Annotated in this window: 18 protein-coding genes and 1 pseudogene; 6 read left to right on the top strand and 13 right to left on the bottom strand. The window is 72.8% G+C overall.

The genetic code is table 11. The features are described from left to right. Positions 1-12: 12 nt before the first annotated feature. From SM573_RS09735 to SM573_RS09715, 5 genes are all read right to left on the bottom strand, one after another. Positions 13-1,029 (bottom strand): ABC transporter ATP-binding protein, encoded by a 1,017-nt coding sequence (locus SM573_RS09735; protein WP_474613583.1) that lies wholly within the window; start codon positions 1,027-1,029, stop codon positions 13-15. Further along, positions 1,022-2,044: an ABC transporter ATP-binding protein gene (locus SM573_RS09730; protein WP_474613817.1), complete on the bottom strand. Its 1,023-nt coding sequence runs from the start codon at positions 2,042-2,044 to the stop codon at positions 1,022-1,024. Before SM573_RS09730 ends, SM573_RS09735 begins: the two co-directional genes overlap by 8 nt. 26 nt (positions 2,045-2,070) lie before the next feature. Further along, positions 2,071-3,048 carry an ABC transporter permease gene (locus SM573_RS09725; protein WP_474613582.1) on the bottom strand — a complete coding sequence of 326 codons (978 nt, stop codon included), beginning with the start codon at positions 3,046-3,048 and terminating at the stop codon, positions 2,071-2,073. Between the two features lie 72 nt (positions 3,049-3,120). Further along, positions 3,121-4,047, bottom strand: a complete 927-nt coding sequence (locus SM573_RS09720; protein ID WP_474613581.1) for an ABC transporter permease — start codon at positions 4,045-4,047, stop codon at positions 3,121-3,123. Between the two features lie 141 nt (positions 4,048-4,188). Next, positions 4,189-5,826, bottom strand: coding sequence for a peptide ABC transporter substrate-binding protein (locus SM573_RS09715; protein ID WP_474613580.1), 1,638 nt, complete (start codon positions 5,824-5,826; stop codon positions 4,189-4,191). Positions 5,827-6,261: 435 nt separating this feature from the next. Between SM573_RS09715 and SM573_RS09710 the strand changes: the two genes are divergently transcribed. Further along, positions 6,262-6,996, top strand: a complete 735-nt coding sequence (locus SM573_RS09710) for a PIG-L deacetylase family protein (protein ID WP_474615924.1) — start codon at positions 6,262-6,264, stop codon at positions 6,994-6,996. A gap of 6 nt (positions 6,997-7,002) precedes the next feature. On the opposite strand, the gene SM573_RS09705 is transcribed toward SM573_RS09710, so the two are convergent. Together SM573_RS09705 and SM573_RS09700 are read right to left on the bottom strand one after the other, a co-directional pair. Next, positions 7,003-7,686: a response regulator gene (locus tag SM573_RS09705; protein WP_474613816.1), complete on the bottom strand. Its 684-nt coding sequence runs from the start codon at positions 7,684-7,686 to the stop codon at positions 7,003-7,005. Positions 7,687-7,688: 2 nt separating this feature from the next. Continuing rightward, positions 7,689-8,936: a PspC domain-containing protein gene (locus SM573_RS09700; protein ID WP_474613815.1), complete on the bottom strand. Its 1,248-nt coding sequence runs from the start codon at positions 8,934-8,936 to the stop codon at positions 7,689-7,691. 188 nt (positions 8,937-9,124) lie between these two features. Here SM573_RS09700 and SM573_RS09695 point away from each other — a divergent pair, with 188 nt between their 5' ends. The 3 genes and pseudogenes from SM573_RS09695 (at position 9,125) to SM573_RS09685 (ending at position 13,284) form a co-directional block, all read left to right on the top strand. Beyond that, complete coding sequence (locus SM573_RS09695) at positions 9,125-11,122, top strand: PspC domain-containing protein (RefSeq protein ID WP_474615923.1); 1,998 nt, start codon at positions 9,125-9,127, stop codon at positions 11,120-11,122. Further along, positions 11,119-11,391, top strand: a pseudogene (locus tag SM573_RS09690) (hypothetical protein); the annotation flags it as partial. The gene SM573_RS09695 and the pseudogene SM573_RS09690, both read left to right, overlap by 4 nt. A gap of 639 nt (positions 11,392-12,030) precedes the next feature. Continuing rightward, positions 12,031-13,284, top strand: a complete 1,254-nt coding sequence (locus SM573_RS09685) for a phosphatidylserine decarboxylase (protein WP_474610988.1) — start codon at positions 12,031-12,033, stop codon at positions 13,282-13,284. 58 nt (positions 13,285-13,342) lie between these two features. Here SM573_RS09685 and SM573_RS09680 read toward each other — a convergent pair whose 3' ends face one another. From SM573_RS09680 to SM573_RS09670, 3 genes are all read right to left on the bottom strand, one after another. Then, complete coding sequence (locus tag SM573_RS09680) at positions 13,343-14,278, bottom strand: CDP-alcohol phosphatidyltransferase family protein (RefSeq protein WP_474611482.1); 936 nt, start codon at positions 14,276-14,278, stop codon at positions 13,343-13,345. Between the two features lie 339 nt (positions 14,279-14,617). Continuing rightward, on the bottom strand, positions 14,618-15,529 hold the full coding sequence (locus SM573_RS09675) for an NUDIX domain-containing protein (RefSeq protein WP_474610989.1): 912 nt from the start codon (positions 15,527-15,529) through the stop codon (positions 14,618-14,620). Positions 15,530-15,664: 135 nt separating this feature from the next. Continuing rightward, a complete protein-coding gene (locus SM573_RS09670) occupies positions 15,665-16,612 on the bottom strand; it encodes an NUDIX domain-containing protein (RefSeq protein ID WP_474610990.1) in 948 nt (315 codons plus the stop codon). A gap of 144 nt (positions 16,613-16,756) precedes the next feature. Here SM573_RS09670 and SM573_RS09665 point away from each other — a divergent pair, with 144 nt between their 5' ends. Next, the gene (locus SM573_RS09665) at positions 16,757-17,104 is read left to right on the top strand and encodes a PspC domain-containing protein (protein ID WP_474610991.1); all 348 of its coding nucleotides are present in this window, start codon (positions 16,757-16,759) and stop codon (positions 17,102-17,104) included. A 7-nt stretch (positions 17,105-17,111) separates the two neighbouring features. Here SM573_RS09665 and guaA read toward each other — a convergent pair whose 3' ends face one another. After that, complete coding sequence (gene guaA, locus SM573_RS09660; RefSeq protein WP_474610992.1) at positions 17,112-18,665, bottom strand: glutamine-hydrolyzing GMP synthase; 1,554 nt, start codon at positions 18,663-18,665, stop codon at positions 17,112-17,114. A gap of 143 nt (positions 18,666-18,808) precedes the next feature. Then, entirely contained in the window at positions 18,809-20,506 is a 1,698-nt protein-coding gene (locus tag SM573_RS09655; protein WP_474610993.1) for an FAD-dependent oxidoreductase, read from the bottom strand. A 144-nt stretch (positions 20,507-20,650) separates the two neighbouring features. Here SM573_RS09655 and SM573_RS09650 point away from each other — a divergent pair, with 144 nt between their 5' ends. Continuing rightward, positions 20,651-21,775: an LCP family protein gene (locus SM573_RS09650; RefSeq protein WP_474610994.1), complete on the top strand. Its 1,125-nt coding sequence runs from the start codon at positions 20,651-20,653 to the stop codon at positions 21,773-21,775. A gap of 27 nt (positions 21,776-21,802) precedes the next feature. Here SM573_RS09650 and SM573_RS09645 read toward each other — a convergent pair whose 3' ends face one another. Beyond that, the gene (locus tag SM573_RS09645; RefSeq protein WP_474615922.1) at positions 21,803-23,263 is read right to left on the bottom strand and encodes a M1 family metallopeptidase; all 1,461 of its coding nucleotides are present in this window, start codon (positions 23,261-23,263) and stop codon (positions 21,803-21,805) included. Positions 23,264-23,294 lie beyond the last annotated feature (31 nt).

Raw genomic sequence — 23,294 nt, 5'->3', positions numbered from 1 at the left:
TCACGGGGTGGGTCAGGCCGCCTCGTGGGTGGCCACGATCTCCCGCTTCTCGGCGAAGTGGCAGGCGCTCGGGTGGTCCGAGCCCCTCCGGATCTGCAGCAGCGGCACCTCCTGGGCGCAGACGTCCTGCGCCTTCCAGCACCGGGTACGGAACCGGCAGCCCGACGGCGGGTCGGCCGGCGACGGGACGTCACCGGTCAGGCGGATGATCGCCTTGTGCTCCCGGACCGTCGGGTCGGGCACCGGCACGGCGGAGAGCAGCGCCTGCGTGTACGGGTGGGTCGGCCGCTCGTAGATCTCGTCCTCGGTGCCGATCTCGACGATCTTGCCGAGGTACATCACCGCGACCCGGTCGCTGAGGTGCCGCACCACCGACAGGTCGTGCGCGATGAAGACGTACGCCAGGCCGAACTCCTGCTGGAGCTGCTCCAGCAGGTTCATGACCTGCGCCTGGATCGACACGTCCAGCGCCGACACCGGCTCGTCGCAGACGATGATCTCCGGACGCAGCGCGAGCGCGCGGGCGATGCCGATGCGCTGCCGCTGACCACCGGAGAACTGGTGCGGGTACCGGTTGATGTGCTCCGGGTTGAGGCCCACGAGGTCGAGCAGCTCCTGCACCTTCCGGCGCCGGCTGCCCCTCGGCGCGGCGTCAGGGTGGATCTCGAACGGCTCGCCGATGATGTCGCCGACCGTCATCCGCGGGTTCAGCGAGGTGTACGGGTCCTGCATCACCAGCTGGATCTGCCGGCGGAGCCGCCGCAGCGCCCCACCGGAGAGCTTGGAGATGTCCTGCCCCTTGTAGTGGACCGAGCCACCGGTCGGCTTCTCCAGGTTCATGAGCACCCGGGCGAGCGTCGACTTGCCGCAGCCGGACTCGCCCACCACGCCGAGGGTCTCGCCCTGACGCAGGTCGAAGCTGACCCCGTCCACCGCCTTCACGTGACCGACGGTCTTCTTGAAGACCACGCCACGGGTGACCGGGTAGTGCTTGACCAGGTCACGGACCTCGAGGATGTTCTCAGTCACGGTTCACCAGCTCCTCGGCGAAGTGGCAGGCGCTGGCGCGGCCGGCACCGATCTGCAGCAGCGGCGGCACCTTCTCGCGGCAGACCGGCTGCGCCATGGGGCAGCGCGGGTTGAACGGGCAGCCCGGCGGGATGTTCATCAGGTTCGGCGGGAGGCCCTTGATGGTCCGGAGCTGCTGCCCCTTCTCGTCCAGGCGCGGGATCGAGTTGAGCAGGCCGAGGGTGTACGGGTGCGCCGGCTTGGCGTACAGGTCGTACACGTTGGCTTCCTCGACGATCCGGCCCGCGTACATGACCGCGATCCGGTCCGCGACGTCGGCGACCACGCCGAGGTCGTGGGTGATCAGGATCATGCCCATCTGCCGCTCACGCTGCAACTCGGCCAGCAGGTCCATGATCTGGGCCTGGACGGTCACGTCGAGCGCCGTGGTGGGCTCGTCCGCGATCAGCACCTCCGGGTCGAGCGCCAGCGACATGGCGATCATCGCCCGCTGCCGCATACCGCCGGAGAACTGGTGCGGGTAGTTGCTGAACCGGCCCTTGGCGTTCGGGATCTTGACCTGGTCGAGCATCTCGATCGCGCGCTTCTTGGCGTCGGAGCGGCTCATGCCGCGCCGGACGCGGAACTGCTCGGCGATCTGGAACCCGACGGTGAAGACCGGGTTCAGCGCGGAGAGCGCGTCCTGGAAGATCATCGCGATGCCCTCGCCGCGGATGCGGCGACGCTCCTCGAAGGACATCTTGAGCATGTCCTTGCCGTGGAAGCGCACCTGCCCGCCGGTGACGTGACCGGGAGGGCTGTCGAGGATGCCCATGATGGTCTGCGCCGTGACGCTCTTGCCGGAGCCGGACTCGCCGAGCACGGCGAGGGTCTCCCCCGCGTCGACGTGGTACGTGACCCCGTTGATGACCTTGGCGACGCCGTCGCGGGTGCGGAACTCCACGCGGAGGTCGTCGACCTCGAGCAGCCGGCCGGTGGGGCGCCCTGAGGCGCCCGCGGCGGACTGCTCGGACACGAGAATGTCGGACAACTGGATCTCCCCTAGCGGAGTTTCGGGTCGAGGGCCTCGCGGACCGCCTCACCGAGCATCACGAAGCTCAGCACGGCGGCGACGAGGAACGCGGCGGGGAAGAAGAGCAGGTACGGGGCCACCCGGATCAGGTCCTGCGCCTCGTTGATGATGATGCCCCACGAGACCACCGGCGACTTCAGGCCGACGCCCAGGAAGGAGAGCGTCGCCTCGGCGCCGATGAACGAGCCGACCATGATCGTGCCGTACACCAGGATCGGGGCCAGGCAGTTCGGCAGCAGGTGCTTGAGGATGATCCGGCCGTTGCCGGCTCCCAGCGCCCGGGCCGCCACGATGTAGTCGGCCTCCTTGGTGGCCAGCACCGAGGAGCGCATGAGTCGCATGACGACCGGCCAGCTCAGCACGACCAGCGACGCGATGACGAGGAACTTGACCTCCCACTCGCTGTTGCTGGTGCCCGACCCGTTGAAGGTGGTCAGGATGACGATCGCGCCGAGCACGAACGGCAGGCCGAAGAAGACGTCGGCGATCCGGGAGAGCAGGGCGTCCACCCAGCCGCCGCGGAAGCCGGCGATCATGCCCATGGTGCCGCCGATCAGCAGCGTGCCGAGCACCGAGAGCAGCGCCACGACGATCGAGGCGTTGGCCCCGTAGATCGTGCGGGCGAAGACGTCCCGGCCCTGGATGTCGTAGCCGAACCACGCGTGGCCGGACGGCTTCTCCAGGCTGCGGCTCAGCTCACCGGCGGTCGGGTCGGCCGAGGTGAAGAGCGACGGGAAGGCCGCCATCACCACGAAGAGCAGGATGAAGGCCGCGGAGATCCAGAAGAGCGGCTTGCGCCGCAGGTCGCGCCAGGCGTCGCCGAGGAGGCCGCGGGGCTTGTCCTGCTTCGCGCTGTCGGGCAGGCCCGCGTTCGTCGGGCCACCGATCTCGGTGGGCTGGTGCGACGGCGGTGGGGAGACGATCGACGCAGCGCTCGGGTCACTCATGCCGCCACCTCGCTCCGCTCGGCGCCGGCCTGAGTGACCGGGCACACCGCGTTGATGATTCGTTCGCTGCGCTCACTCATAGCGGATCCTCGGGTCCAGGGCGGCGTAGAGCAGGTCCACCAGCAGGTTCATCAGGAGATAGACGAGCACCAGGATCACCACGATGGAGACCACGGTGGCGCTCTCCTTGGTGACGATCGACCGGTAGACGATGCGGCCGATGCCGTTGATCTGGAAGATGCCCTCGGTGACGATGGCGCCGCCCATCAGGGCACCGAGGTCGGTGCCGAGCAGGGTGACCACCGGGATCAGGGAGTTGCGCAGCAGGTGCACGCCGACGACCCGACGCATCGGCAGGCCCTTGGCGATGGCCGTGCGGACGTAGTCGGAGCGGCGGTTCTCGGAGATGCTGGTGCGCGCCACACGAGCGATGTAGGCCATCGAGATGCTGCCCAGCACGAAGCCGGGAACGATCAACTCGGAGAGCCGCATTTCGCTGGACACGGTGGGGTTGATGATCGCAAACTGCACGCCGAGCACCCACTGCAGCACGAAGCCGATGACGAAGATCGGCAGCGCGATGAGGAAGAGCGTGGAGATCAGGACCAGGTTGTCCAGGAAGCCGTTACGCCGCAGGCCGGTCACCACGCCGGCGGTGAGGCCGATGATGGCCTCGATCGCCAGGGCCACCACGGCCAGCTTGAGGGTGTTCGGGTAGGCCGTGACGATGATGTCGTTGATCGAACGGCCGCCGAACGTCGTGCCGAAGTCCCCCTGGAAGAGGTTCTTCATGTACGTGGCGTACTGCACGTAGAGAGGCTGGTCCAGCTGGAACTTCTCGGTCATCATCGCGACGAATCCCGGCGGGCACGGCCGCTCGCCGCACTTGCCGGCGAAGGGGTCGCCGGGCACAGCCCAGACGAGCCAGTAGATCAGGAATGTCGTTCCGATGAAGACCGGGACGAGTTGGAGCAGCCGTCTCAAGAGATAACGGCCCATGGGGTGGTCCTCCAGACAGGGGGCGCGTCGGCGACCGACACGCGTGACGACGTGTCGAGGGGTATTTTGCACCCCTCGCGGAACGGCCCCAGGTCGGGCTCACCTGGTGCGGTGAGCCCGACCTGGGTCAGACCGTACGGATCAGAGCTCGACGGAGGTGATGTCGATCTCGCCGACGTTGGTCAGCTCCACCTTCTTGATCTTGTCCGAGTGGCCGGACTGCTGGCCCTGGAAGTAGACCGGGATCGACGGGACGTCCTGGTCGATGAGGGCGACGGCCTCGGCGAACTTGGCGTGCGCAGCGTCCAGGTTCGGCGCGCCGCTGGCCTCCTTGGCCAGCGCGTCGACCTGCTTGTTGCTGTACAGACCGTCGTTCGAGGAGCCACCGGTCACGTAGAGCGGGTTGACCCAGTTCTCCACGTCCGGGTAGTCCTGCTGCCAACCGGCACGGTACGGGCCGGTCATCTTGTGAGCGTTGATCTGCTGACGGAAGACCGCGAAGGTCGGGATGCCCTCGGCCCGCGCGTTGATGTTCAGCACGTTCTTCACGCTCTGCGCGACGGCCTCCATCCACTCCTTGTGGCTGGCGTCGGCGTTGTAGTAGAAGACCATCTCGCCCTGGAAGCCACCGGCCTCGGCGAGCAGCCGCTTGGCCTCGTCCGGGTTGAACTGGCAGGCGGTGCAGTTGCCTTCCTTGGCACCCGGGGTCAGCGGGTTGGCCCAGCTGTCGGCCGGGGTGCGGTTACCGAAGAAGATCTTGTCGGTGATCTCCTGCCGGTTGATCGCCAGCGAGACGGCCTTGCGCAGCTTCGGGTCCTTGTACTTCGGGTCGTAGATCGGGAAGGCGATGATGCCCGTCGACGGCGTGGTCGACTGGATGGCCTTGTCGCCCAGGTCCGACTTCCACTTGTCACCGGCGAGCGCGGAGACCGGAACCTGCTGCTGGAAGTCGAGGTTGCCAGCGAGCAGGTCGTTGTAGGCCGCCGTGTCCTCCTGGTAGAGCTTGACGTCGACGTCCTTGATCTTCATCTTGTCGCGCAGCGAGTAGTCGTCGAAGCGCGTCAGCTTGATCATGACGTCGTCTTCCCACGACACGAACTTCACCGGGCCGTTGCCGACCGGCTTCTTGCCGAACTCCTCCGGCGTCTGGGTGAAGAACACGTCCGGCAGCGGAACGAACGCGCTGTAACCGAGCTTGGTGGGGAACACCGCGGTCGGGGCGCCGAGGGTGACCTCGAAGGTGTAGTCGTCGACGACCTTCAGGCCGGACATCTCCTTGGCCTTCGGCTCCGGCGCCTTCTGCGGGCCCTCACCGTCCGGGTCCTCGGACTGCACGTCGGCGAAGCCCTGGATGTCGGCGAAGAAGCTCGAGTTCTGCGCGCCGTTCGGCGAGTAGGCCGCCCAGTTCCAGGCCTTGGTGAAGTTCGCGGCCTTCACCTCGGTGCCGTCGTGGAACTTCAGGCCCTTCTTGATCTTGATCGTGTAGACCTTGGAGTCCTGGGTCTCAATCGACTCCGCGACGGCGTTCTGCGGGGCGCCACCGTTGTTCGGGTACTCGACGAGGCCGGTCCACAGGTAGTCGATGATCGCGCCACCACCGGTCTCGGTGGTGTTCGCCGGGACCAGGGGAACCTCCGGCTGGGTGCCGTCGATGACGATGGCGCCGTCCGTGCTGTTGCCGGCGTCGCCGCCGTCGTCGCTGCCCGAGCACCCGGACGCGATGAGCGCGACCGCCGCGCCCAGCGCGACCGCGCTGCTCGTCCGCTTCGAGACTCTCATTCCGAGGGGCCTCCTCTTTCTAACCTGGTTCCGTCGTGGGTATCACGCACGTCTGGGGGGTGACGCCAACGGCGACCCGGTGACACGGACCGCCGAACACCACTGGGAAGTCGGAACACCCCCTGGTGCGCCGATCCGCCGGGCCACCCCGCCCGGTCCGGATCGACACCGCGCAGGCGTCGCTTCCACGGACCGCAGCCGAGGGGCGGCGGGGCGTGGTCGTCAGGCCGTACGGAGTGCCTCACACGGGTGGCGAGGTGCTTGCCACTGTGACACTCACCGGACGCTTCCGTGAAGGTGCCGTTATCAAGACGTTAGGCGCCCGCCACGTTGCCGATACTTGAGAAAAGATCATGAAATGACCTGCTCACACCGCTGTGACCAGGTAAGACCTTGTCCCACCAACGGAAGCGGCGAAGCGTACGCTCGGGCGCTGTGAGCTTCCCCGCCTCGGCTCCGGTGCTCGCCGACGTCCGTCGCGTGCTGGCCGTTCTCGCCCATCCGGACGATGTCGATTTTGGCTGTGCGGGCACGATCGCCAGCTGGGTGGATGAGGGTATCGAAGTCGCCTACCTCATCGCCACCCGGGGGGAGTCCGGCGGCTTCGACGACACCGAACGGGCCGAGATACCCCGGCTGCGGGAGGCGGAGCAACGGGCCGCCGCCGCGGCGCTGGGCGTCACGCGGGTCGACTTCCTCGACGGGTATCCCGACGGCGCGCTCGCGCCGACCATGACGCTGCGCCGCGACATCACCGCGGCGATCCGCCGGTTCCGGCCCGACCGCGTGCTGACCAGCTCGCCGTTGCGTCGCTGGGAACAGCTCTCCGGGCCCAGCCACCCCGACCACCTGGCCATCGGCGAGGCCACCACCTGCGCCATCTACCCCGACGCGCGCAACCCCTTCGCCCACCCCGCACTCCTCGCCGAGGGACTGGAGCCGTGGGTGGTCCGGGAGGTCTGGTACTTCGGCGGACCCGCGCCGGACCACGCCGTCGACATCACCGAGCGGTTCGACCGCAAGGTCGCGGCGATGCGCGCGCACCGTTCCCAGACGGGGCACTTCGACGTGGAGCCCTGGATCCGGGACCGGCTCACCACGGTCGCCGACAACGCCGGCCTGCCGCCCGGCCGGCTGGCCGAGGCGTTCACGGTGCTGCGCACCGAGTAGGCCGGGCTACACCAGCCGCCGGTCGGCGGCCCACCGCGACAACTCGTACCGGTTGGACATCTGGAGCTTGCGCAGCACGTTGGAGACGTGGGTCTCGACCGTCTTGATCGAGATGTACAGCTCCTTCGCGATCTCCTTGTACGCGTACCCCCGGGCGAGCAGCCGGAGCACCTCGCGCTCCCGGTTGGTGAGCTGGTCCAGCTCCGGATCGGCCACCGGCGCGTCCGGCCGCGCCGCGAAGGCGTCCAGCACGAACCCGGCCAGCCGAGGGCTGAACACGGCGTCGCCGTCGGCGACCCGGCGGATCGCGGCGGTCAGCTCGTCCGGGGAGATGGTCTTGGTGACGTAGCCGCGGGCCCCGGCCCGGATCAGCCCGATCACGTCCTCCGCCGCGTCCGAGACGCTCAGCGCCAGGAACCTGACCTGCGGGTGGGTACGCCGCATCGCCTCCAGCACCGCACGGCCACCGCCGTCCGGCATGTGCACGTCGAGCAGGACGACGTCCGGCAGCGTCGCGGCGATCCGGCTGACCGCCTCGGTCACCGTGCTCGCCTCGCCCACCACCTCGACGTGCGCGCCGAGCTCGGCGCGTACGCCCGCGCGGAACATGGCGTGGTCGTCCACGAGGAACACCCGCAGCCGCTCGGCCCGGGCACCCGCCTCGGTCGGCTCCATCGACTGGTCGGCCATCGTCATCTGTCCCTTTCCGCCGTGGACGAATCGCGGGGGATCGGCAGGATCAGCCGGATCTCGGTCCCCTCCCCCGGCGTGGACCGGATCTCGGCCCGACCGCCGTGCCGCTTCATCCGCCCGATGATCGAACCACGGACACCGTGCCGGTGGTCCTCCACGGTATCCGGGTCGAATCCCTTGCCCCGGTCACGGACGAAGACGCTGACCTGTTCGGGCTCCACCTCGGCATAGAGCGAGACGGTCTGCACCCCCGCGTGCCGGGCGGCGTTCACGAGCGCCTCCCGGGCGGCCGCGACCAGCGCACCAACCCGCTCGTCGGTCTCCCGGTCGCCCACCACCACCGTCTCGACGGTGATCGCGAACGTGTCCTCGACCTCGGCCGCGGCCTGCTCCAGCGCGGCCGCGAACCGCTCCGCCGGCGATGCCGTGGGCTTGTAGAGCCAGTTGCGCAGCGAGCGCTCCTGCCCGCGGGCCAGGCGCTGGACGGTCTTCACGTCGCTGGCGTTGCGTTGGATCAGGGCGAGGGTGTGCAGCACCTGGTCGTGGACCATGGCGGCCAGCTCCGCCCGCTCCTGCTCGCGGATGCGCCCCTCACGCTCGGACCGGAGCTGGTTGTACGTCCGCCACAGCACCGGCGCGGCGACCACGCCCACCCCGGCGAGGCCGACGAGCGCGAAGATGACGCCGTTGATCACCGCGTCGAAGTTCTGGGCCGGCGAGTAGACCGCGGCGACGCCGATGATCCCGACCGCGACCAGCACCCCGCCGCCGATGAACCGGAGCACGAACGCGCGGCGGTCGCTCTCCTCGACCACCGCGCCGAGCCACGGCACCGGCAGGGCCTCACCCCACTGCCGCCGCCGCTCGGGGGCCGACTGGTGCCAGATCACGCCGGCGCCCACCGCGATGATCGCGACGAGCCAGCCGGCGGTGCCGGCCGCGCCGATCGAGTCGAAGACCATCACCTGCACGAGCAGGACGCCGAGCCCGATCGCCACGAACGGCAGCAGCTGGGCCAGGTCACGCCGAGGCGGCGTCCCGGTGTCACCGGGGCGCAGCGGCACCACGGCCCAGAACGCCGCGTAGAGCAGGAGGCCGAGCCCGCTCAGCCCGAGCAGGACCATGAAGGCGACCCGTACCCGCAGCACCGAGATGCCGAGGTGGTCGGCGATACCGGCGGCCACCCCGGCGGCCATCCGGTGTTCCGGGGCCCGGTAGAGGCGGGGTGGCGGGGTGGCGGTGGTGATCGGAGACTCCCTGGTCGCGGTGGTCGCCGGGCCGGGCCGGCGCGTCGTGGCGGGACGGGTTCGATCGTCACACGTCCCGGCGGCGGCGACCACGGGGACGCCCCCGACATTCCGGCGCCACGATCTCAGGGTGGGGTCAGGGTCGGCTCCTGAGGTCGCTCGGGCGGGTGACGCAGCAGGATCGAGGCATGAACGAGGAAGCTGCCCAGTCGCCACGCCCCGAGGCGGCGCCGGACGGAGCACCGCGCCCGCCCGCGCCCGCCGGACCGGCCGGGCCCGCCACGTTCGACCCGCCGCCGCTCGACCCGCGCACCGCCGGGCCGGAGGGGGCCGGGCCGGCGTCGGCGGCCGGTGCACCGCACCGGCCCCCGACCGACCCCGGCTCGGGTCCGGCCGGCTACGGGCCGGGTCCCGAGGCCGCCACCCCCGGCTCCGTGCCGGGCGGCACCACGCCGACGGGGGGCCCCTCCGCGGCGCCCGCCGCCGGCTTCGGCGCGGACGCCACCGGCGGCTTCGGCACGGCGGGCGCCGCGTTCGGAGCGGGGGCCGCCGGCTACGGCCCGGGCGGCGGCGGCGGTGGCGGCGGTGGCGGCGGTGGCGGCGGTGGTACGCCGCCGGCCGGCGGACCGGCCGGCGCGGCGGGCGGGCCGCCGCCCGGCGCGGCCGGCTTCACCTCGCGGTACGGGCTGGTCCGACCCCGCGACGGGCGCTACCTGGCCGGGGTCTGCGCGGCCATCGGCCGCGCCACCAACACCGATCCGGTGCTGTGGCGGGTGCTGCTCGCGGTCCTCGGGTTCTTCGGCGGGGTGGGGATCCTGGTGTACGTCGCCGCGTGGCTGATCATCCCCGGTGAGGGCGACACGGCGTCGCCGATCGAGTCGATGCTGGGGCGGGGTCGCTCCAGCATGTCGCCGGTGACCGTGATCGTGCTCAGCATCGTGGCGGCGGTCGGCTTCGGCTACATCGTCACCGACGCCTTCCGGGCGGTCCTCCTCGGCGCGGCCATCCTGATCGGTGGCGCACTGCTGTTGAACCGGGAGCACCGGGCGACCGGCCGGGCCGCCACCGCCGCTCCCGCGCCGGGCGCCCCGCCCGGCCCCGTGCCACCCGTCAGCTACCCGGCGCCGGACCCGTACGCCGCCCCGCCCACCGTCGACCTGACCGCCACGGCCGGCGCGCCGGCGCCCGGGTTCGGTCCGTGGCCGCCCGCGACCGGGCAGCCGAGCGGGCCGGCGGTGACCGCCCCGCAGGCCGGAGGCGTCCCGCACGCCGACGCCCCGCTCCCGGCCGGCGGCACCACCCCGGTTGGCGGCGCGGGTCTCCCCGGGCCGCCCGCCGAGCGCACCGCCGAACTGCCCACCTGGCCCGCGGCGTCGATGCCGCAGTGGCCGGCCACGCCGGCCGGATCCGGTCATCCGGCGGCCGTCTCCGGCACCGGGTACGCGCCGCCCGCGCCCCTCCCCCCGGCCGGCTACCGGGCCCCGTTCGCCCCGCACGGCCCGTACGCGTCGCAGTCCGCGGGCGGATATCCGCCCCCGAAGCCGCCGAAGCGCGCCAAGCCCCCGAAGCGGCCGAAGGAGCGCTCGCCGCTCGGCGCGGTGACGTTCTCGCTGATCTTCCTGGCCCTCGGCGTGGTCGCCATCCTCGACCTGCTGAACGTCTTCGACGTGGGCGCCTCGGCCTACTTCGCCGCGGCGCTGGCCACCATCGGGGTCGGGCTGCTCGTCGGCACCTGGTTCGGCCGGGCCCGCTGGCTCATCGCGCTCGGCCTGGTGACTGCCGCCGCGCTGACGGTGGCGACGGTCGCCGAGTCGTACGACCGGTTCCGGGGCGTGGACGGGGCGGTGACCTGGGCGCCGACCAGCTACCAGGACCTGGCCACCCGCTACGAGAACAGCTTCGGCGACGCCGTCCTGGACCTGCGCGGGGTCGACTTCGCCGGGCAGACCACGGAGATCACCGTGTCGGTCAACTTCGGCGAGGGCACGGTCGTCCTACCGCCGAACGTCGACGTGACGACGGTGGCCGACGTCAACGCGGGCAGCGCGACCATCTTCGGCCAGCGCCAGCCCGGGCCGGCCGGGCGGTCACGGGAGATCAGCGACCTCGGTCCGGACGGCGCCGGCGGCGGCACCCTGCGCCTCTTCGTCCACATCAACGCCGGAAACCTGGTGGTGACTCGGTGAAGGCTCACCGTACGGACCTCGTCTCGTTCGCCTTCGGGCTGCTCTTCCTGGCGCTCGCCGTCTGGTGGCTCTCGGCCCAGATCATCGGGCTCGCCCTGCCGCCGGTCGGCTGGTTCCTCGCCGTCGCGCTGGTCCTCATCGGGGTGCTCGGCCTGGTCGGCGCCCTGCGCTCCGGCCGGCATCCCGACCGGAACGCGACCGCGACCGGCGGGCCGGCTCCCGCCGACGGCACGACCGCAGCCCCGGAGGGCTCCACGGCGCCCTGGCCGGGGGCACCGGCGGGCGGAGCCACGGGAGTCGACCGGCCCGTCTCCGGCGGCACGCACCCGGGCTGGGAGGCGGACCGTCCCACGTCCGGGGGCATCCTCCCCGGCTGGGAGGGGGACCACCCCACGTCGGGGGGCGTCCTTCCCGGCTGGGAGGCGGACCGCCCCACCTCCGGTGCCACCGCCGCCGGGGGCGAGTCGGGCCAGCCGACCGGCCGGATCCACCCGGCGTGGCAGGCACACGAGCCTGTCGAGGAGAGCGCGACGGCGGACCGTCCCGACAACCCGTACGCGACGGACCCCGGCGAAGCCGACGAGCGCGCCACCGAGGCGGTCACCGACACCGGGCGCGAGGCGGTCGAGGACCGGCCTGGCAGCGGCCCGGGCGGTGGGGCCGATCCGTGGCCGGCGACACCGGGCGACGAGGGGACAGCCCGGCGCTGACCGACGGGGGCGGCGCGGGCGGCCGACCCGGCCGCCCGCGCCGGTGCGGACGGCGCGCGTGGACGCCCGCGCCGGTGCGGACGGCGCGCGTGGACGCCTATGCTGGCCGATGGAGTTTCCGCCTCCGAGGGCCGGTTCCGCCACGCTGCGGCGGCCCGTCGCGCTTGCCGTGTCTACCCCGTCAGGAGCCCGTCCGACATGACCCAGTCCCCCGCCGTGCGTACCCCCGGCCGGCCCGGTCCGGTCCGCATCGGCGAGCGAGCCGCCCGTACCCTCGTCACCGAGCTCGCCCGGCTCAACGATCCCAAGGCCGCGTTGCTGGTCGGCGCCGGCCCGCAGTCCGCGGTGCTGGCCGCGGCGATCGAGTCGTTGCTGCCCGGTGACCGGCTCACCGTGGTGCCCGCCGAGGGCGGGTCCGCCACCGCGCTGCGCGAGCACGTGACCGCCCAGGGGCGGTGGGTCGCCGACCGGGTGCGCGTGGTCGACTCCCTCGCCGAGGCCGATCCCGCCGAGGTCGTGATCGGCGCCGAGCCGCTCGTCGGCACGGCCGACGAGGCCCGTACGACCATCGGGACCCTCACCAAGTACCTCGGCGACGGCGGGGTGCTCAGCGTGGCGACCGTCGCCACCCCGGGCCGCACCGCCGGCGCGGCCGGCGAGCTCGAACGGCAGGGCGCCCTGCACGGTGTGGGCACCGACCTGGTGCTGCGCAACTCGCCTCCGCTGCGGCTGTACCGGCTCCGGTTCACGCCGGCCAACCCCGCCGTGGCGGCCCGGCTCGCCCCCGCGCACCGGCCGTCCAGCGTGCCGCTGACCCGGACCATGCACATCGACTCCAACGGTGTGGCCGCCGCCGGCATCACCCTCGGTCTGGCCGCACTGGCCCGGCTGACCCGACCGAAGTCGCGGCTCTGGCTGCTGCCCGCGCTCGCCGCCGCCCCGGTCGCCGCGTTCTTCCGGGACCCGCAGCGGGACGTGCCCGAAGACCCGTCCGCCGTGGTGGCCGCCGCCGACGGCCAGGTGCTGTCCGTGCAACGGCTGCACGACGAGCGGTTCGGCGAGGGTGAGTGGCTCCGGGTCGCCGTCTTCCTGTCGGTGCTGGACGTGCACGTCAACCGCGCTCCGGTGGCCGGCAAGGTGGTGGACTACTTCGTCGCCGACGGCGGCTTCGTCAACGCCATGAAGCCGGACGCCGAGCACAACGTCGCCGCGTACACGGTGCTCGACACGGACCACGGCACGGTGGTCGTCGCGCAGCGGACCGGCCTGATCGCCCGCCGGATCGTGCAGCGGGCGCCGATCGGCACGCTGCTGGCCAAGGGTGAGCGGTTCGGGCTGATCCGGTTCGGCTCGCGCACCGACGTCTACCTGCCGGCCGACGCGGCGGAACCGCTGGTCGGTCCCGGCGACAAGGTGGTCGGCGGCGCCACGGTGATCGCCCGCTGGCGCTGAGCGCCGACACGAAGAAGGGGTGCCGCGAGCGTCGCGGCACCCCTTCTTCGCGGGGGAGTCAGGCGGCCCGGCGTTGGCGCAGCCAGAGCACGGGGCCGCTGGCCAGGTAACCGACCACGATCAGGGCGAAGGTGAGCCGGACGTCGACCAGCGCGCCGACCACCGGGGCCAGCCAGAGCCACGGCGGCAGCTTCACGAGCCGGGCGAGCTTGGCGTACGGGAAGCTCGACACCATGGCGAAGGCGAGCAGCGCGACGCCGGCCAGCAGCACCGGCCCGGGCACGGGGACGCCGATCGCCACGGTCATCGCGAGCACGGCGGCGGCCATGGTGGTGGGCACCCCGCAGAAGAAGCGACCGTCCTTCGGCGAGACGTTGAACCGGGCGAGCCGGATCGCGGCGCAGGCCGCGACGAACGCGCACGCCACGGCCGCGGCGGCCGTCGGGACGGAACCGGCGAGCGAGGCGTAGACCACCACCGGCGCGGCGAGGCCGAAGGAGCACATGTCGGCCAGCGAGTCCATCTGGGCGCCGAACGGGCTGGCGACGCCGAGCTTGCGGGCCAGCGCGCCGTCGAGGCCGTCGAACGCGACGCAGGCGATGAGGCAGAGGGCCGCCACGCGCACCTCGCCCTGCATGGCCAGGAAGATGGCCAGCACACCCAGCGTCAGGCTGCTCAGTGTGCAGGCGTTGACCAGGGCGAACTTCATCCGCCGGGTGGCGGTGCGCTCACCGGGGAGCAGCGGGATCGACCGGCCCGCGTCGTCGGCCTCGACGACCGGCGCCAGGGCCGGGCTGACCGGCATGACGGCCTCGACCTCGGCCCGGCGGACGGCCTCCGCCCGGCTGAACCGGGTGAGGCCGTAGCGGCGGCGGCTCCGGTCGGTGTAGCGGGGCTCGACCAGCGCGGCGTCGACGCCGCCGGTCAGGTCGCCGTCGCGGCGGCCCACCCGGACCAGGAGCACCTGGCGGGCGAACGCGCCGCTGCGGCGCAGCTGGCCGGCCCAGCGACGCCCTGCGGGGCGCGGACTGTCAGTCGTACGACGCCGGCGCCAGGGGGCTCTCGGCACGCTTCCTCCATCACCGGATCGCTCACCGCCTCGCGGGCGGGCCTCCGGCTGTCTCGTGTCGGACCCCTGCGGGTCCGGCAGCCCTTGTGCGGAGTACACCATTGCACAGGGAACGGCGCTTGGCGATAGCTGCCGGGGGCTTTATATCTCCATATACCGCCCGAACGGCTCTCGGATTCGCAACCCGGGCCTCATCGCCCGTTTTCCATCATTCCCTCCCTCGACTGTAGCCGAGGCGCGCCGATACGGCTCGATGGGTGGGCGCTATCGACCCTGCCGTCCGGTTGCCTTCCTGGCGATGTCGCTCAGCCGCAGGTCGGTGACCTGCTCCGGGGTGAACCAGGCCGCGCGGGCGGTCGAACCGCCGGCCAGCTCGGTCACCCGCGGCTCGGTGGGGGCCTCGACGACCACCCGGTAGACCACCCGGACCCCGTGCCAGTCCAGCGGACGCCCCTCGGGGCCGAACGCGGCGGGGTTGTGCAGGTTGTCCAAGCCGATGAGCTCCGTCACCCGGCCCAGCTGCCCGGACTCCTCGACCAGTTCACGCAGCAGCGCGGTCACCGGCTGCTCGCCGTGGTCCGTACCGCCCCCGGGCAGGTGCCACAGCCCCGCGCCCGGGTACCCGTCGGCGATCATCGTGAGCAGCACCCGGCCGCCGGGGTCGGTGACCAGCCCGTACGCCCCGAAGCGGAGCCGGCGGTCGGGGTCCGCGGGGGCGACCTGGTCCGCCGGCAGCGGCCGGGGCAGCCCCGGCGGCAGGGGCGTGACGGGAAGGCCGAGCAGTTCGGCGGTGAACGGCATCAGCGGCACCTCCCGCGCCTCGTCGGGCGTGAACCACGCCACCTCGTCGCTGCCACCGGAGGGCTGCGCCCGCGGCTCGCCGGGCCGGGCCACGACGTCGAACAGCACCCGGTCGGTGTGCATCGAGACGTCCGGGGCACGGAAGGTCGTCACGTCGGCCAGCACGGCGGTCAGCCCGGTCACCTCGACGGTCAGGGCCGTCTCCTCGGCGAACGCGCGGACCACCGCGTGCGCCGGGTGCTCGGCGTGCGCCACGCCACCGCCGGGAAGCTGCCAGACCCCGGGGAAGGGGCCCGAGGCCGAGCCACGCGTCAGCAGCACCCGCCCGTCCCGCCGGCAGATCCCGTACGCGCCCACCCGCCGCAGCTGCCGCATCCCGTGGCCCCCGCCCCCGCCGTGTCGTCCGGTCCCGTCGATCACGAGTCGTCGCCGGCCGTTCCGGCGTCTCCTGACGATAACTTCATGATCGCTGGGCGGGGCGCCCGGACGGGCGAGGTCGGGGTGGAGGGGTCAGGCCAGCCTGGCGGCCTGCACCGCTTCGGCCGTCACCTCGGTGAGGCGTTCGGTGGGAAGGGCGCCCAGCTCGGCGGGGGCGAACCAGCGCGCCTCCGAGGTGGAACCGCCGACGTCGGCGACCCGGGGCGGGGCCGGCTTGTCGACCACCACCCGGTAGAACGCGCGTACGCCGTGCCAGTCGATCGGGTAGCCCTCGGGGCCGAGCGAGGCCGCGTCCCGGTGGCTGGCCACGCCGAGCAACTCGACGAGACGACCGGTCTGCCCGGTCTCCTCGACCAGCTCCCGGATCAGCGCGGCGCCGGGCTGCTCGCCGTAGTCGGTGCCGCCGCCGGGCAGGTGCCAGCAGCCGGCGCCGGGGTAACCGTCGGCGACCCGGGTGAGCAGCACCCGGCCGTCCGGATCGGTGCAGACCGCGTACGCGGCGAAGCGCTGGGCCCGGTGCAGGCCGTCCGGGCCGGGCACCGCGTAGAAGGAGGGGAACTCGGGCGGCTCGTCGGGGACCACGTCGGCCGAGGACGCGGGCAGGTCGAGAGCGCGCGCGGTGAACGACCGCAGCGGCAGCTCGGCGGCCTCCTCGCGGGTGAACCACCGGGCCAGGTCGGTCGGCCGGTCGACCCGGTCGGTGAGCTTCCCGCCGCGGACCGAGGCCCGGTAGACGAGCCGGTCGGTGTGGATCGTGATCCCCCGCTCGGGCAGCGCACGCATGTCCGCCAACACGTCCTGGAGACCGGTCACGGCGACCGACAACCCGGTCTCGGCCGCGGTCTCCCGCACGACTGTGTGGTTCGGGTCCTCGCCGTGGTCGACCGCCCCACCGGGCAGCGACCACGCGCCGGGAGTGCCGGAGCGCTCCGACGCGCGCACCAGCAACACCCGATCAGCCGAATCAGCACAAACTGCGTATGCCGCGATCCTGCGCAGCGGCGTGAGCGTGGTGGTCACGGGGAAAAATTCTCCCCCGCCCCGGTTACCGGCATCGAAAAGAGTCAGATTCCTGACTCTTGGCTCGCGGCTCAGGGGGCGGTCAGGGTAGGGATCCGGGCGCTCACCGAGGTCGCCGGGACCGCGGGCGCGGAAGGTGGACACATGACGCCCACCACTCCTCCCCAGGCCCCGTACAAGCAGCTCCGGCGACCGACCACCGACCGCATGGTGGCCGGTGTCGCCAGCGGCCTCGGCCGCTACTTCGACGTCGACCCCACCCTGGTCCGTGTGATCTTCGCGGTCACCGGCCTGCTCACCGGCGGGCTGGCGCTGATCGCGTACCCGATCATGTGGTTCCTGATGCCCGAGGAGCCGGCCGGCGCGCCCGCCTGGCCGCACGCGACCGCCGCCCCGCAGGGGACGCCCCCCGGGTACGCCCCGACGCCGCCCTACCCGACGGCGCCGCCGGGCGGCCCGGCGCCCAGCGGACCGATACCGCCCGCCGCGTGAGCCGGGCTCACTCCCACTCGATGGTGCCCGGCGGCTTGCTGGTCACGTCCAGCACCACACGGTTGACCTCGGCGACCTCGTTGGTGATCCGGGTGGAGATCCGCGCGATCAGGTCGTAGGGCAGCCGGGACCAGTCCGCGGTCATCGCGTCCTCGCTCGAGACCGGGCGCAGCACCACGGGATGCCCGTAGCTGCGCCCGTCGCCCTGCACACCGACGCTGCGCACGTCGGCCAGGAGCACCACCGGGAACTGCCACACGTCCCGGTCCAGGCCGGCGGCGCTCAGCTCCTGCCGGGCGATGAGGTCGGCCTTGCGGAGCACGGCGAGCCGCTCCTCGTCCACCGCGCCGATGATCCGGATCGCCAGGCCCGGGCCGGGGAACGGGTGCCGCCAGACCATCGCCTCGGGCAGCCCCAGCTCCAGGCCGAGCGCGCGGACCTCGTCCTTGAAGAGCGTGCGCAGCGGCTCGACGAGCGCGAACCTCAGGTCCTCCGGCAGCCCGCCGACGTTGTGGTGGCTCTTGATGTTGGCCGTGCCGGTGCCGCCACCCGACTCCACGACGTCCGGGTAGAGGGTGCCCTGCACCAGGAACTCGACGTCGCCGTGCGCGGCGATCTCGCGGGCCGCGGCCTCGAAGACCCGGATGAACTCCCGGCCGATGATCTTGCGCTTCTGCTCGGGGTCGGTCACCCCGGCGAGCGCGCCCAGGAACCGCTCCCGGGCGTCGACCACCTTGAGCTTGATGCCGGTGGCCGCCACGTAGTCCTTCTCCACCTGCTCGGCCTCGCCGGCGCGCAGCAGGCCGTGGTCGACGAAGACGCAGGTCAGCTGGTCGCCGATGGCCTTGTGCACGAGCGCGGCGGCGACCGCGGAGTCCACCCCCCCGCTCAGGGCGCAGATGACCTCCTTGTCGCCGACCTGCTCGCGGATCCGGGCCACCTGGTCGTCGATGATGTTCTCCGGCGTCCAGGTGGGCTCGATGCCGGCGATGTCGTAGAGGAAGCGGGTGAGCATCTCCTGCCCGTGCGCCGTGTGCCCCACCTCCGGGTGGAACTGCACCCCCGCCCGCCGGCCGACCCGGTCCTCGAAGGCGGCGACCGGAGCACCGGCCGACTCGGCGGTGACCGTGAAGCCCTCCGGGGCCTCGGTGACGCAGTCGCCGTGGCTCATCCAGACCGGCAGGTCCGCCGGGAGGTCCCGCAGCAGCACGCCGGCCTCCGGGCGGGCGCGCAGCGGGGTGCCGCCGTACTCGCGGTTGCCGGTGTGCGCCACCGTGCCGCCGAGCGCCTGCGCCATCGCCTGGAAGCCGTAGCAGATGCCGAAGACCGGCACCCCGGCGGTGAACATGCCGGCGTCGACCTGGGGGGCGCCCGGCGCGTAGACGCTGGCGGGGCCGCCGGAGAGGATGATCGCGGCCGGGTCCTTCGCCAGCATCTCGGCGACCGGCATGGTGTGCGGAACGATCTCTGAGTAGACCCTCGCCTCGCGTACCCGGCGCGCGATGAGCTGGGCGTACTGGGCTCCGAAGTCCACGACGAGGACGGGGCGAGGCGTGCTCATGTGCAGAAAGCCTACCCACAGTCACCCGGGCGCCCGCCACGCCCCGCCGGTCCGGCCCCGCCACCGCGCGATCGCGCCCGGGCCCGAGCCGCCGGCGCGCACCGGTGAGCAGCGGCCGGCCAGGGGCCGGGGCACGGAGGCGGTCAGGGGCGCAGGGCCGCGGGGGCGGTCGGCGGGACCGCGGGATTGCGGGGTCGGACCGGGTCGAGACGCACGTAGGGGGCGCCCAGTGGCGGCCGGGGGTCCTCCTCGCCCTTGTTCGGCCAGAGGGACATGGCCCGCTCCGCCTGGGCGGTGATGGTCAGCGACGGGTTCACCCCGAGGTTCGCCGACACCGCCGCCCCGTCCACCACGTGCAGCCCCGGGTGGCCGAAGACCCGGTGGTACGGGTCGATCACCCCGTCGGCCGCAGTGGCGCCGATCACCGCCCCGCCGAGGATGTGCGCGGTCATCGGGATGTCGAACGGCTCGGTCAGCGCGCCGCCCGGCGTACCGCCGATCTCCTCGGCCAACATCCGGGTGGCGGTATGGCCGGCGGGGATCCAGGTCGGGTTCGGCGTGCCGTGCCCCGGGCCGCTGGCCAGCCGCCGGCCGAACCGCCCGCGGTGCCATCGCGTGGTCAGCGAGTTGTCGGCCGACTGCATCACCAGGGCGATCACCGTCCGCTCGGACCAGCCGCGTACGGAGATCAGCTGGGCCGCGGTGCGGGGCGCGCGCAGCAGGGTGCCGAACCAGCGCCGGACGCGGTGCGGGCCGCCCTCCACCAGCAGCGACTGGAGCAGGCCCATCGCGTTGGAGCCCTTCCCGTACCGGACCGGCTCGATGTGGGTCTGCGGGTCGGGGTGGAACGAGCTGGTGATGGCCACGCCCTCGGTGAAGTCGAGGCCGGCCGCCCGGGCCTGCCGGCGGGGCACCGCCGCGCCGAGGATCGCCTCGGAGTTGGTGCGGGTCAGCTCGCCGAGCCGGGGCGAGAGCGCCGGCAGCGCCCCGGTGGCCCGCATCTCGTGCAGCAGCCGCTGGGTGCCGAGCGCCCCCGCGGCGAAGACGACCTGGTCGGCCCGGAACACCCGACGCCGCCGGCGCAGCCAGGCACCGGTGCGGACGGTGTGCACCTCGTACCCGCCGTCGGGGTGCGGGCGTACGGCCGTCGCGGTGGTGAGCGGGTGCACCTGGGCGCCGAGCCGCTCGGCGAGCCACAGGTAGTTCTTGACCAGGGTGTTCTTGGCCCCGTGCCGGCAGCCGGTCATGCACGAGCCGCAGTGGGTGCAGCCGGTGCGTTCGGGGCCCGCCCCGCCGAAGTACGGGTCGGCGACCCGCTCGCCGGGGCGGCCGATGTGCACCCCGACCGGGGTGGCGTGGAAGGTGTGCCCGACGCCCATCCGCTCGGCCACCGCCCGCATCACCCGGTCCGCCGCGGTGTCCGTCGGGTACGTGGTGACGCCGAGCATCCGCTTCGCCTGGTCGTAGTGGCGGGCCAGCTCGTCGCGCCAGTCGGTGATGTCGCGCCACTGGGGATCGTCGTAGAAGGCGGGCAACGGTTCGTAGAGGGTGTTCGCGTACACCAGGGAGCCCCCACCCACCCCGGCCCCGGAGAGCACCAGCACCCCGCCGCCCGCCCGCCGGTCGGCCGCCCGCAGGAGAGTGATCCGCTGGATGCCGTAGCAGCCCAGTCGGGGCGCCCAGAGGAAGCGCCGGGCCTGCCACGACGTCCGGGGGAACTCGTCGTCCGCGAAGCGCCGTCCGGCCTCCAGGACGCCGACGCGGTAACCCTTCTCGGCGAGCCGGAGCGCGGTGACGGAGCCGCCGAACCCGGACCCGATGACGAGCACGTCGTACCGCATGCCCGCATCATTACCGGTCGGTAGCTGTCGCGCCAGGGGTCAGTTTCGCGCGATCATGCACGGCACCGGGCCGCACCGGTGCCCGACCCGCATCCCGGGACACCCGTCGGGCCGTTGTTCCCCACGGGTGGAAGGGGTGGGCACATGAGCCTCGGATCCGGCACGGCGCCTCGCCGCCGGCTGCTGCTGGTCCTGCTGCTCGCCGCGGTCCTGCTGCTGACGGCGGGCGGGGTGGCGGCCGTCCGGCTCCTCGGCGAGCGGGGCCCGGAGCGCGGCGCCGCCCCGGCGGGCACGGCGAGCCCGTCCACCGCCGGCTCCCCGACCGGCACGCCCAGCCCTCCCCCGCCGCCGCCGGGCGCCGACATCACCGGCCCCCTCAACCTGCTGCTGGTCGGCGTCGACACCCGGATCAGCGTCCCGGGCTGGGAACCGCACGCGGACGCGGTGCTGGTCCTGCACGTGCCGCGCGGGCTGCGGCGGGCGTACCTCTTCTCCCTCCCGCGCGACCTGGTCGTCGACATCCCGGCCTTCCCCAAGGCGGGCTACCGCGGTGGCCGGACCAAGCTGACCCACGCCATGAGCTACGGCAGCCGGGTGCCGGGCCGCCCGAAGCAGCCGAACACCGCCCAGGGGTACGAGCTGCTGCGCAGCACCGTGAGCGGCTACACCGGGCTGCGCATCGACGCCGGAGCCGTGGTCACGTTCAGCGGTTTCGACCGGCTGGTCGACAGCCTCGGCGGCGTCGACCTCTACGTCGACCAGCGGGTGGTGTCCCGGCACCGGCAGCCCGACGGCCGGCACCGGGAGGCCGCACCGGGCGGCTACACGGGCCCGCAGATGGTGTACGAGAAGGGCCGCCGCCACCTGACCGGCTGGCAGGCGTTGGACTACGCGCGGCAGCGCTACATCCCGGGTGGCGACTACAGCCGGCAGCGCCACCAGCAGCAGCTGATCCGGGCCCTGGTGGGCAAGATCCTCGACCGGGGGCTGGCCCGCGACCCGGACCAGCTGCAACAGGTGGTCGACGCGCTCGGCGACACCCTGGTCTACGCGGGCGGGCGGCGGTTGGTCGAGTTCGCGTACGCCCTCGGCGGCCTGCCGGCCGACCGCCTCGTGCTGGTCGGCCTGCCCGGCGCGTCGGTCGGGTCCGGCAGCGGCTACCGGGGTGAGCAGCTCACCGCCGTCGGCCGCCGCTTCCTGACCGAGCTCCGCGCCGGCCGAGCCGACGCCTACCTCGCCGAGCACCCCGGGCTGCGTGTGAAGTCCTGACCTCCCGCGCGGAGCGCGGGCGGTGCACTACAGGGGTTTCGGCTCCGCGGGGCGCTCGGTGCCGTAGAGCCAGGCGTCGAAGAGCTTGTCGAGCTTCTTGCCCGAGACGCGTTCGGCGAGCGCGACGAACTCCTTGGTGGTGCCGTTGCCGTTGCGCTTCTCCGCCGCCCAGGTCTTCACGATCTCGAAGAACCGGTCGTCGCCGACCGCCACGCGCAGGGCGTGCACCGTCATCCCCCCACGCTGGTAGACCGACTCGCTGAACAGGTTCTCGACACCCGGCTTGCCGGGCGGGGTACGCCAGAGCTGGGCGGACGAGCCGGTGTAGCGCGACGCGAACGCCTCCGCGGCTTTCCGGCCGCCACGGTGCTCGGTCCAGAGCCACTCGGCGTACGTGGCGAGCCCCTCGTTGAGCCAGATGTCCTGCCACCGGGTCAGTGCCACGCTGTCGCCGTACCACTGGTGGGCGAGCTCGTGCGCGACCACCTCGGTGTTCACGCCCTGCCGGAAGAACCCGGAGGAGTAGACCGGGCGGGACTGCGTCTCCAACGCGTACCGGATCCGGGGGTCGGAGACCACCACCCCGCCGTACGCCTCGAACGGGTACGGCCCGAAGACGGTCTCCAGGTAGTCGGCCACCTCGACCGTGTCCTTGATCGACTCGTCGGCCGCACCCTCGGGCACGTCCGTGTCGATCGCGTGGTAGACCGGCCGGCCCTTGTGCTCCCCGGTGCTCACCCGGAGCTTGCCGATCACCACGAAGCTCAGGTAGCTGGCCATCGGCGCGCGCTCGGCCCACTTCCACGTGGTCCAGCCGCCGCTGCTCGACTTGCCGGCCGGCACCCCGTTGCTGACCGCGGTCAGTCCGTCGGGGACAGTGATCTCGAAGTCGTAGGTCGCCTTGTCCGAAGGGTGGTCGTTGACCGGGAACCAGGTGCTCGCCGACTCCGGCTGGCCGAGCGCGATCGCCCCGTCCTCCGTGTGGATGAAGCCGCCCTCGCCGAGCGCCTCGTTTTCCAGCGGCTCCGGCTCGCCCTCGTACGTGATCTCGGCGACGAAGCCGTTGCCGGCGATCAGCCCCTTGGCCGGGGTGACCACCAGCTCGTCGTCCTTGCGGGAGTGCTTCGCCGGAGCGCCGTCGACCGTCACCGACCGCACGGCCAGCCCGGCCAAATCCAGGTTGAACGCGGACAGGTCGCTGGTCGCGGCGGCGTGCACGGTGGCGGTGCCGGTGAGCCGGTCCTTCTCCGGGTCGTAACGCACCGCGACGCGGTACCGGTCGACGTCGTAGCCGCCGTTGCCGTAGCTGGGAAAGTACGGATCCCCCGCGCCGGCCGCGCCGGGCTTGAACTGCCGCGCGGCGGGCGAAGCGGAGGTGCTCGCCGTCGACGGCGCAGCCTCGTCCGGTGTCGAGCCGCACGCGGCCAGCAGCGCTCCGGCCAGCAGCAGGCCGACACCCGTCCGCAGAGACCGCCGTGGCTGCCTCATCGCTCGTCCTCCCGATGTGCCGGCGGGCTCC

The organism is Micromonospora xinjiangensis (assembly GCF_056150165.1).
The sequence above is the reverse complement of the archived record's forward strand: the minus strand, read 5'-3'. Positions and strand labels throughout refer to the sequence as shown.

Coding starts and splice junctions, on each gene's coding strand:
- SM573_RS09665 (WP_474610991.1), top strand. CDS start 16,757: ATGACGCCCACCACTCCTCCCCAGGCCCCGTACAAGCAGCTCCGGCGA.
- SM573_RS09715 (WP_474613580.1), bottom strand. CDS start 5,826: ATGAGAGTCTCGAAGCGGACGAGCAGCGCGGTCGCGCTGGGCGCGGCG.
- SM573_RS09675 (WP_474610989.1), bottom strand. CDS start 15,529: ATGCGGCAGCTGCGGCGGGTGGGCGCGTACGGGATCTGCCGGCGGGAC.
- SM573_RS09695 (WP_474615923.1), top strand. CDS start 9,125: ATGAACGAGGAAGCTGCCCAGTCGCCACGCCCCGAGGCGGCGCCGGAC.
- SM573_RS09705 (WP_474613816.1), bottom strand. CDS start 7,686: ATGGCCGACCAGTCGATGGAGCCGACCGAGGCGGGTGCCCGGGCCGAG.
- SM573_RS09645 (WP_474615922.1), bottom strand. CDS start 23,263: ATGAGGCAGCCACGGCGGTCTCTGCGGACGGGTGTCGGCCTGCTGCTG.
- SM573_RS09650 (WP_474610994.1), top strand. CDS start 20,651: ATGAGCCTCGGATCCGGCACGGCGCCTCGCCGCCGGCTGCTGCTGGTC.
- SM573_RS09655 (WP_474610993.1), bottom strand. CDS start 20,506: ATGCGGTACGACGTGCTCGTCATCGGGTCCGGGTTCGGCGGCTCCGTC.
- SM573_RS09685 (WP_474610988.1), top strand. CDS start 12,031: ATGACCCAGTCCCCCGCCGTGCGTACCCCCGGCCGGCCCGGTCCGGTC.
- guaA (WP_474610992.1), bottom strand. CDS start 18,665: ATGAGCACGCCTCGCCCCGTCCTCGTCGTGGACTTCGGAGCCCAGTAC.
- SM573_RS09725 (WP_474613582.1), bottom strand. CDS start 3,048: ATGAGTGACCCGAGCGCTGCGTCGATCGTCTCCCCACCGCCGTCGCAC.
- SM573_RS09720 (WP_474613581.1), bottom strand. CDS start 4,047: ATGGGCCGTTATCTCTTGAGACGGCTGCTCCAACTCGTCCCGGTCTTC.